The following is an 8,927-nucleotide window of genomic DNA, read 5'->3' on the forward strand; positions in this document are numbered from 1 at the left end:
TCGGATTGGACATTCTGCCCGCAAGCGCAGAGGGCACCAGCCGTTGCACACGCAGCGATGCCTACCGCGCTGATTCTTCGGTATAACGACACGACCGTCTCCTTATTTATATCGTTGTCTGAAGCGAATGTGCGCTAGGCTAGTACGTTGCCGGTATTTCGATAAATACTATTGTTCTATGTATTGATAGACCATGCCTATAAATCTGACGTTGCACCAAATCGATGCGTTCCGGGCGGTGGCGCGCTACCGAAGCTTTAGTGCCGCAGCCAAGGCACTCTTCATTTCCCAGCCGAGCCTGACGCTGCTGATTCGCAATCTCGAGGAGGCGTTGGCGGCGCGTCTGTTTGATCGAACGACCCGCAAGGTCGAATTGACTGCCGCCGGGGAGGAGTTTCTTCCAGTATCGGAACGCATATTCGCGGAGCTCGAATTGGCCCGGGAAAACATCGCAAACCGATCGGCGTTGCGGCGCGGAAAGGTGTCGCTGGGCGCGTTGCCTTCGGCGTCGGCCTATGTCATTCCGAATTCGATCTACGAGTTCAGGCAGGCGTACCCCGAGATCGCCGTGAATGTAAAAGACGGTGTAGCGGGGGAACTGATCGATATGGTTCGTGCCGGCGAAGTGGACTTTGCCGTGGGCAGCTATACGAGCGTCGAGCCGGATCTGCAATTCAGGAGCGTCACGCGCGACGAGATGTATCTGGTCTGTCGTAGCGATCACCGACTCGCGGGAAGGCGGAAGGTCAAGTGGAGCGAGATCCTGGGTGAACCGTTCATAGCGATGTCGCCGGGTACGAGCGTTCGCTATGCAACTGACACGGCGTTCGCCAGCCTGAAGGCGGTCAAGGCGCCAACCTATGACGTCGCATTGCTATCGACCATGTTCGGACTCGCGCGCGCAGGCGTTGGCGTGACTGCCCTGCCGATGACGGTACTCGAAGTCTTCAACGTGCAGGACGTTTCGAAGATTCCGCTCGTCGAACCGGTCGTGCGGCGCGATATCGGTTTCGTTACCCGTCGAGGCAGGGATCCGTCGCCCGCCGCACGCAAATTGATGGAAACGATCGAACGGCGAGTGGCCAACTGCCATGCCGCAAAAGCGAAGTAATCAACGCGCTGTACTACGACGACTTACGATCGGCATCGATCGTCACTTCCTTGACGAACGCACGAACGGCAGGGGATGACTCCCGGCGTCGATGTGCCAAAGCCAGATGAACGGAGAAGGCGAAGTCCGTGACAGGCGGGTAGCAAAGACCGCGTGGGCTGATACTTTTCATCGACTCGGGTATGACTGCAACGCCATAGCCGGCGGAGGTCAGACTGATTGCGGACATGAAGTCCTTTACCCGATAGTCGAGGGAGGGCGTAAAGCCTCCGACCTTGCCAAGTGAAGACAGAACCTCGCTGAACGCGTCGTCTTCGTCGAATTGGGGAGAAATGAACGACTGGGCCTGCAAGTCTTGCGCGCGCAGCTTGCGTCGCGTCGCCAGCGGGTGGGACTCGGCCATTGCAACCACGAGGCGCTCGGTCTGGACGATCGTTGCAACGATTCCCGACGCATATCGCGGCCTGGGGCGCACAATGCCGACGTCAATTTCGCCGTTGTCCAGCGCTTCGAGTTGCCGAGGCGTGGCCATCTCGGCAATGTCGACCCGCACATCGGGATGCGACAGGCGAAACTGGCGCAGCATCCCGGGCAGCACGCCATTGGTCACGCTCGACGCGACGAAGCCGATCCGGACAATCCCGGCCAGCCCCCTTGCCGCCAACCGTCCGACTTGTTCCGCACGTTCGATATGCCGCAATGCCGTCATTGCTTCGGCATGGAACAGGCGTCCCGCATCGGTAAGCGTGACAGGCTGACGCTTGTTCCGGTTCAGCAGCCGCACGCCGATGTTTTGTTCGAGGCGCTGAATCTGGGTGCTGAGCGCCGATTGAGCGACGTTCAACCGATCCGCGGCCTTCGCGAAGTGCAACTCCTCTACCACGGTAGCGAAATATCTCAGCTGACGCGCGTCGATCATTTAATCTCCATTCCAGAACAAAGTTTCGAGATCGTGGTCTGGATGCTATCAGAGAAATCCGCTGAAATGAGGCGACTCGTCACCCTGGAGAACACCATGGAAGCGCCCGCCGACACCTTGCAACAGCCGTCGTTTCGTTTGTCGCCACACCCGGATCACCATCGGATCGTGCATGTCACTGCCGACCGACAGGCGCTCGCCGGCTTCTTGCAGGACGTTCGGTCTATCGATGTCCAGAATCTGGAATATGTACCGTTCATGCGCTTCGCCCTTGCCGACGCGCTGATCAAGCGGGTCGGCGACGAATTCGCGCGTAGGTTGATCCAGCTGGTCAAGGACCGTCGTCACGGCGGGTTCACCATCGGCCTGCAGGATCTTTCGCAGGATGCATCCGACTTCGTGAGGTTCGGTACGGCCGTCGCCCATATTCTCGGCACGAGCAACCACGACGCGATGTCGGGCACCTATTACGCACGCTTCGTCGTGAAACATACCGATGATAGCGATTCGTATCTTCGCCAGGCCTATCGCCTGTTCACGATGCACGCCGACGGGACATTCGTCAGCGAGGCAACGGACTGGCTGTTGATGATGAAGTTTGCCGAGCGGAACGCGATTGGCGGCGAGTCGCGCTTTCTTCACCTCGACGATTGGGAGGAACGCGATCGGTTTGCGAAACACCCGCTTGGAATCCATCCGTTCCTTTACAAGGCCCCGGGTTCGAAGAACGTGGCCGAGAAGGTCGAGCGCCCCCTCTTCTTCGAAAGCGAGTTCGGTTTATCGATATCCTTCATCGACCAGTTCGTGCAACCCACCAATCGCGAAGAAGCGGCATTTCTGCGCGCGCTGTCCGAATCGATGGAGGCGTCACCCGGTACGACGGAGGTGACGTTGCCGGTTGGCGACCTGGTTGTGTTGAACAACTATTTTTACGTGCACGGACGGGCGCCGTTCGAGAAGAATGAAGGGCTGTTCCGCGAACTGATGCGTCAACGAGGCACGTTCGAACGATGATGAAGGATCACTCCGGCGGTGCAGAAGCGCGGCCAACGATGCCCGTCGGACGGCCATCCCAGTCCGCCTACGGGGTCAAGCGCGACGTTCCAGCGCGTCTGCGCAAGATTCTCTCGCTGGCGGACTTCGAGGCAGCGGCACGCAGCCATTTACCGCGCCCGTTGTTCGGCTATATATCGGGGGCTGCCGAGGATGGGCTATCCGCTGCTGCGAATCGGGCGGCATTCGAACGACTGAAGTTCAGTCCGAAGGTTCTGGTGGATGTGTCGTGCCGGTCGCAGGAAACCACGCTGTTTGGCAACACATACGCGTCCCCGTTCGGAATAGCACCGATCGGTATCAGTGCGATCTCGGCTTATCGTGGTGATATCGTCCTGGCCAAGGCCGCGAAGGCGGAAAACATCCCGGCAATCATGAGCGGCTCGTCGCTCATCCCGATGGAAGCCGTTCATGCGTCTTCTCCGGGCACGTGGTTTCAGGTCTATCTGCCGGGCGATTCGTCGCGTATCGACGCACTCATCGACAGAGTCAAGGCGGCAGGGTTTTCGACGCTAGTCGTGACGGTCGACATCCCGGTGTGGGCGAATCGGGAGAACAACACGCGCGCGGGATTCTCGTTGCCGTTGCGTCCGTCGCTTCGTCTTGCAGTGGACGGGATTACAAGGCCGCGGTGGTTGATGGGTACGTTCCTTCGCACGTTGATCAATCATGGCATGCCGCATTTCGAAAACTCGTTTGCAACGCGAGGCGCACCGATGCTTTCCGCTTCGGCGATCCGTGACACGACCGGCCGCGATCATCTGTCGTGGACGGATATTGCCCGAATACGGGCGCGCTGGAGCGGCAACCTGGTCGTCAAGGGCATTCTTCGCGCGGACGATGCAGAGCGGGCGGTGTCGATCGGCGCGGACGGAATCATCGTGTCGAATCACGGTGGTCGCCAACTGGATGGAGCGGTTGAACCGCTGCACGTACTGCCGCGAATCTGCGAGGCGGTTGGCCACAGGACCATCGTGATGATGGATGGCGGGATCCGGCGAGGCGGGGATGTGCTCAAGGCGCTGGCGCTTGGCGCACGGTTCGTGTTCCTGGGGCGCCCGTTCATGTACGCCGCCGCCGTCGGCGGTGAGGTTGGCGTGCGACATGCGATCCGGCTCCTGCGAGATGAGGTCGACAGAAATATGGCGATGCTCGGTACGTGCGCCGTGACCGACATCGATGACGCGATTCTTGCACGGTTGGTGGATACGCAGTAATCGGCGGCCGGAGTTGCGACAGAAGCTGGATAAGTTGTGCTTATCGAAAATTTTGAAATGCGTGGTTGAACCCATTGCTCCGCTGCGTCACGATGCGCGGGCTTTGGCGTCACGCTGATCCCCGCGTCGATGACGCGCTTCGCTCAACCGGATGTCGCGTTCCGGCCCTTGCTGCAAAGCGACATAAGGTCGCATCTCGCGCTGGCGCACCGAAAAAACGTGCGTTCGCCGGTGGCGCAGCAATTGATCAGGCTCTGCCGGCAACGGTAAGGGTGCTCGCCGTAGCGGCGACGGACGGCCTTTCCGACGGAGTGGCCGGTGCCGCTGCCGGGACCGGCGCTCGGGCAGGTGGCGCTTTTGCGCTTACTAGACGACTGGTCTAATAGTGGAGTAGTATCGGCCTCACGAAGTCGACGCCGATAGTTGATGCCGGCAAAACCATCGCGTCCTGTGTGCTTGTACACGATGAGGTGCGAGATGACCCTTCGTGGCAGAAGAGGCGACCGCTCCGTGCACGGGTGCGTCTTTTTTTTGAATATCGAACTAGACGACTGGTCTACTATTTTTGGATGTAACCATGCAGAATTTCAGCTACTACAATCCGACCCGAATTGTTTTCGGCGAAGGCACCGTGTCTCGCCTGGATGACCTGATTCCGCGCGACGCGCGCGTCCTCGTCCTGTACGGCGGCGAGAGCGCGCGGAAAAACGGTACGCTCGACGAGGTCAGGGCCGCGCTCGGCGCGCGCGAGGTCCATGAGTTCGGCGGTATCGAGGCGAATCCGACCTATGAGACGCTGCTGAAAGCGGTCGCGCAGGTCAGCGCGAGCCGGATCGATTTCCTGCTCGCGGTGGGTGGCGGCTCGGTGATCGACGGCACGAAGTTCGTCGCGGCCGCCGCGCTGTTCGACGGCGAGCCGTGGAGCATGATGGAAACGCACGCCGCGAACGTGCATGCCGCGCTGCCGTTCGGCAGCGTACTGACGCTGCCGGCGACCGGATCCGAAATGAACAACGGCGGTGTCGTGACGCGTCGTGCGACGCGTGCGAAGCTCGCGTTCCGCAGTGAGCACGTATTCCCGGCATTCTCGATCCTCGATCCGACGAAGACCTACACGTTGCCGCCGCGGCAGATCGCCAACGGCGTGGTTGACGCGTTTACGCACATTGTCGAGCAATACCTGACCTATCCGGCCGATGGGCTCGCGCAGGATCGCTTCGCGGAAGGCCTGTTGCAGACGCTGATCGAGATCGGCCCGAAGGCGCTGGCCGAGCCGCACGACTATGCGGTGCGCGCGAACCTGATGTGGGTTGCGACGCTCGCGCTGAATGGCCTGATCGGCGCCGGCGTCCCGCAGGACTGGGCAACGCACATGGTCGGCCACGAACTGACGGCCCGCTACGACATCGATCATGCGCGCACGCTCGCGGTCGTGCTGCCGTCGATGCTGCAGGTTCGGCGCGACAGCAAGCGCGCGAAGCTTCTCCAATACGCGGCGCGCGTATGGAACATCACCGACGGCGCGGAAGACACACGTATCGACGTCGCGATTGCGCGCACCCGCGAGTTCTTTGAAAGCCTCGACGTAAAGACACGCCTGACCGATTACGGCGTCGGTGCGGACGCGATTGACCTGCTCGTCGCGCAGCTGGACGAACACGGGATGACGCAGCTCGGCGAGCAAAAGGACGTCACGCTCGACGTGAGCCGGCGTGTGCTCGAAGGCGCGCTGTAATTCGAGATGGACACGATTGAATCAACTCAACGGAAACCGACCATGAAAGTTCTTATCGTTTTGACTTCGCACGACACGCTGGGTAATACGGGGGAGAAGACGGGGTTCTGGCTGGAAGAACTCGCTGCGCCGTACTACGTGCTCAAGGATGCCGGGGTCGATATCACGCTGGCATCGATCAAGGGCGGCCAACCGCCGCTCGACCCGAAAAGCAACGACGCGGCATTCCAGACCGACGCGACCCGCCGCTTCGAGGGGGATGCCGCCGCGCGCGCGGCGCTGGCGACGACGCTCAAGCTCTCCGACGTATCCGCCGACGCATTCGATGCGGTGTTCTATCCGGGCGGACATGGTCCGCTGTGGGATCTCGCCGAGGACGCGAACTCGATCGCGCTGATCGAGCGCGCAATCGCGACCGGCAAGCCGGTGGCGGCGGTTTGCCATGCGCCGGGCGTGCTGCGCCATGCGAAGGCGGTGGACGGCAAGCCGCTCGTGCAGGGCAAGTCGGTCACGGGTTTCGCGAACACCGAGGAAGAGGCAGTTGGCCTGACCGACGTGGTGCCGTTCCTCGTCGAGGACATGCTCAAGGCAAACGGCGGCATATATACGAAGGCTGATGACTGGCAGCCGTATGCGGTCGTCGACGGCCTGCTGATCACGGGGCAGAACCCCGCTTCGTCGGAACACGTCGCGCACGCGCTGTTCGAACAACTGAAGCGGGGCTGAGCGATGGCGGTGGATGAAGAAAGCGCGCTTCGAGCGCTTTGGTCGGCGCGCTACCGGGACGAACAGACGCCACATGAGCAAGTCGCCACGAACGAAGTCGTGCGCAACCTGCTCGGCCATCGCTCGGTGCGTTCGTATCTTCAACGGGCGGTGCCCGACGATGTTCTCGTCGCCGCGATCGCGGCTGCGCAGTCCGCATCGACTTCGTCGAATCTGCAGGCGTGGAGCGTCGTTGCGGTGACCGATCCCGAGCGGAAAGCGCGGCTGGCCGCGCTCGCGGGCAAGCAGCGGCATGTCGAGGAAGCGCCGCTGTTTCTTGCATGGGTGCTGGATCTTTCACGGCTAAGACGGGCGGGGGAATCCAGGCGCAAGCGCACCGACGGCCTGGATTATCTGGAGAGCTTCGTCGTCGGCGCAGTCGATACGACCCTTGCGGCCCAGAATGCGGCTGTCGCGCTCGAGTCGTTTGGTCTTGGTCTCGTCTATATCGGCGGGATGCGCAACCGTCCCGAAGCAGTCGCGCAGGAGCTCGGCCTGCCCGAATCGAGCATGGTGCTGTTCGGCATGTGCGTCGGTTATCCCGATCCCGATCGACTGCCGGCCATCAAGCCGCGTCTCCCGCAGGCGGTCGTGCTGCACCGCGAGCAATACGATGTCGCGGACGAGCACGAATCGGTCGACGTCTATGATCGGCGCGTTTCCGATTACCTGAACGAACGCGGTGCTGTCGGCGGAACCTGGACTGACGCGGCGGTCGAGCGAGTCCGGGGCCCCGAATCGCTGAGCGGCCGCGATCGTTTGCGCGATGCGTTGTCGGCGTTGGCGTTCAAGCTGTTGTGAATGCCGGATGAAGGGTTTTCACGATCCATTGAATAATTGAACCGAGGTGAATCGATGAGCATTTACGTATTCGCGAGCCTGATCCCGAAGCCCGAGCATGCAGCGGCCGTCGAGGCGGAACTGCATCGGATGGTGGCGGCGACGCGTGCCGAACCAGGCAATCTCCGCTACGACCTGTTTCGGCAGACCGACGGCCAGCCGGGATTTCACCTGTTTGAAATCTACCGCGATGAGGCTGCGGTCGCAGCGCATCGAGCGAGCGAACACTATAACGCCTACCGTGCGAAAGCTGCCGACTGGTTGGCTGAGCCGCCGGTGGTGAAGGTGCTGGCGGCGGTCGACGTGGCAGTGGCGTAGGTCGGCATGTCGACCAGGCGGCACGGTGGTCCGGTCTTCGATCCGGCTCACCGTGCCGTTTCAATGAGGCGTGTTCATGCGATCTGCAACAGAACTTCCGCAAGCTTCTTGCCCAGCACGTGATGCTGATCGGCTGAAAAATGAACGCCGTCCACCGGGCTGAGTTCGATGACCTTGCCGACGTCCAGAAAGTGCGCGCCGGCATTTCGTGCGATTTGCTCGTACAGATTCGCGAGTTGACGTGACTTCACCGCGCCGCCCGCGAAGATTTCGCCAAGAAAGCCGACCTCGACAATGGGCGCTGGCGCCATGAGTAGCACCTTGGGTGCGTTGCCCGCCGGGCCTGCGTTGCACGCGGCCAGTTCGGCAAGCAACACGCCGACCGAGATCGCAATGTCGGCGGGCGTGACCGAGAAGCGCGTTTTCAGATCGTTCGTACCGAGCATCAGCACGACAATGTCGATTGGCAAATGGCTTTCGAGACACGGGCGCAGATACGACAAACCGTTCTTGTGCCGACCTTCGATCGGATCATCGTGCACGGTCGTGCGCGCGGGAAGCCCTTCTTCCACTATCCGCCAGCCTGCACCCAGCGTTTGCGCGAGGACGCCCGTCCAACGGTCCTCGCGATCGAAGCGCTCCAGCACGCCGGGGCGCGTCATCGGACGCGTGCCGTGGGTGTTCGAATCGCCATAGCACAGCACGGTTTTCTGCGTCATCGTCTTCTCCTGTGCGCCGGTCAAACCGGCAAAGTGTTGTGAATGAAAGTTTCATACGTTGAAGGCCTAGCCAGCCACGGCGGCCCCGAGTCATGCGCATGCACCTGTGAGGGGGTAGGCGAAGCGTTGACACCCATTAGCGGCCCCGTGTCAAGTGAGCAAACAACACCTTCGACTGCCTGAGCAGCCGTTTCCGATTTCAATGACCGAATGCAGCTGCCGAACGCACCCGTTTCTTCAATGTATGGCT

General features: G+C 61.2%; 10 protein-coding genes and 1 pseudogene. 8 read left to right on the forward strand and 3 right to left on the reverse strand.

Annotated features, from left to right (window positions below):
- Positions 1–193 precede the first annotated feature (193 nt).
- Complete coding sequence (locus tag DID96_RS24190; RefSeq protein WP_124601778.1) at positions 194–1,111, forward strand: LysR family transcriptional regulator; 918 nt, start codon at positions 194–196, stop codon at positions 1,109–1,111.
- Between the two features lie 13 nt (positions 1,112–1,124).
- On the opposite strand, the gene DID96_RS24195 is transcribed toward DID96_RS24190, so the two are convergent.
- A complete protein-coding gene (locus DID96_RS24195) occupies positions 1,125–2,030 on the reverse strand; it encodes a LysR family transcriptional regulator (RefSeq protein ID WP_124601779.1) in 906 nt (301 codons plus the stop codon).
- 96 nt (positions 2,031–2,126) lie between these two features.
- Here DID96_RS24195 and glaH point away from each other — a divergent pair, with 96 nt between their 5' ends.
- The 7 genes and pseudogenes from glaH to DID96_RS24230 all read left to right on the forward strand — a co-directional run bounded on the left by glaH (position 2,127) and on the right by DID96_RS24230 (position 7,958).
- A complete protein-coding gene (gene glaH, locus DID96_RS24200; protein ID WP_124601780.1) occupies positions 2,127–3,044 on the forward strand; it encodes a glutarate dioxygenase GlaH in 918 nt (305 codons plus the stop codon).
- 38 nt (positions 3,045–3,082) lie between these two features.
- Positions 3,083–4,300 carry an alpha-hydroxy acid oxidase gene (locus tag DID96_RS24205; RefSeq protein ID WP_124601797.1) on the forward strand — a complete coding sequence of 406 codons (1,218 nt, stop codon included), beginning with the start codon at positions 3,083–3,085 and terminating at the stop codon, positions 4,298–4,300.
- 108 nt (positions 4,301–4,408) lie between these two features.
- Positions 4,409–4,570 (forward strand): annotated as a pseudogene (locus tag DID96_RS39580) (LysR family transcriptional regulator); the annotation flags it as partial.
- A gap of 307 nt (positions 4,571–4,877) precedes the next feature.
- A complete protein-coding gene (locus tag DID96_RS24215; RefSeq protein ID WP_124601782.1) occupies positions 4,878–6,035 on the forward strand; it encodes an iron-containing alcohol dehydrogenase in 1,158 nt (385 codons plus the stop codon).
- Positions 6,036–6,077: 42 nt separating this feature from the next.
- Positions 6,078–6,761, forward strand: coding sequence for a type 1 glutamine amidotransferase domain-containing protein (locus DID96_RS24220; RefSeq protein WP_124601783.1), 684 nt, complete (start codon positions 6,078–6,080; stop codon positions 6,759–6,761).
- A gap of 3 nt (positions 6,762–6,764) precedes the next feature.
- Positions 6,765–7,601 (forward strand): NADPH-dependent oxidoreductase, encoded by an 837-nt coding sequence (locus DID96_RS24225; RefSeq protein WP_124601784.1) that lies wholly within the window; start codon positions 6,765–6,767, stop codon positions 7,599–7,601.
- A gap of 54 nt (positions 7,602–7,655) precedes the next feature.
- Positions 7,656–7,958 (forward strand): putative quinol monooxygenase, encoded by a 303-nt coding sequence (locus DID96_RS24230; RefSeq protein ID WP_124601785.1) that lies wholly within the window; start codon positions 7,656–7,658, stop codon positions 7,956–7,958.
- Between the two features lie 74 nt (positions 7,959–8,032).
- Here the strand turns inward: DID96_RS24230 and DID96_RS24235 are convergent, their stop codons facing one another.
- Both DID96_RS24235 and DID96_RS38675 read right to left on the reverse strand, forming a co-directional pair.
- Positions 8,033–8,677, reverse strand: coding sequence for an SGNH/GDSL hydrolase family protein (locus DID96_RS24235; RefSeq protein WP_124601786.1), 645 nt, complete (start codon positions 8,675–8,677; stop codon positions 8,033–8,035).
- Positions 8,678–8,697: 20 nt separating this feature from the next.
- Positions 8,698–8,927 (reverse strand): hypothetical protein (locus DID96_RS38675; protein WP_221624607.1); only part of this gene is annotated, 230 nt, incomplete at its 5' end.

This window comes from Burkholderia sp. Bp8963, from assembly GCF_003854275.1.
Taxonomy (GTDB): domain Bacteria; phylum Pseudomonadota; class Gammaproteobacteria; order Burkholderiales; family Burkholderiaceae; genus Burkholderia.

What these genes read in the sequence shown, in the direction of transcription:
- DID96_RS24205 (WP_124601797.1), top strand. Translation starts at nt 3,083, where the DNA reads ATGCCCGTCGGACGGCCATCCCAGTCCGCCTACGGGGTCAAGCGCGAC.
- DID96_RS24230 (WP_124601785.1), top strand. Translation starts at nt 7,656, where the DNA reads ATGAGCATTTACGTATTCGCGAGCCTGATCCCGAAGCCCGAGCATGCA.
- DID96_RS24225 (WP_124601784.1), top strand. Translation starts at nt 6,765, where the DNA reads ATGGCGGTGGATGAAGAAAGCGCGCTTCGAGCGCTTTGGTCGGCGCGC.
- DID96_RS24220 (WP_124601783.1), top strand. Translation starts at nt 6,078, where the DNA reads ATGAAAGTTCTTATCGTTTTGACTTCGCACGACACGCTGGGTAATACG.
- DID96_RS24215 (WP_124601782.1), top strand. Translation starts at nt 4,878, where the DNA reads ATGCAGAATTTCAGCTACTACAATCCGACCCGAATTGTTTTCGGCGAA.
- DID96_RS24235 (WP_124601786.1), bottom strand. Translation starts at nt 8,677, where the DNA reads ATGACGCAGAAAACCGTGCTGTGCTATGGCGATTCGAACACCCACGGC.
- DID96_RS24190 (WP_124601778.1), top strand. Translation starts at nt 194, where the DNA reads ATGCCTATAAATCTGACGTTGCACCAAATCGATGCGTTCCGGGCGGTG.
- glaH (WP_124601780.1), top strand. Translation starts at nt 2,127, where the DNA reads ATGGAAGCGCCCGCCGACACCTTGCAACAGCCGTCGTTTCGTTTGTCG.
- DID96_RS24195 (WP_124601779.1), bottom strand. Translation starts at nt 2,030, where the DNA reads ATGATCGACGCGCGTCAGCTGAGATATTTCGCTACCGTGGTAGAGGAG.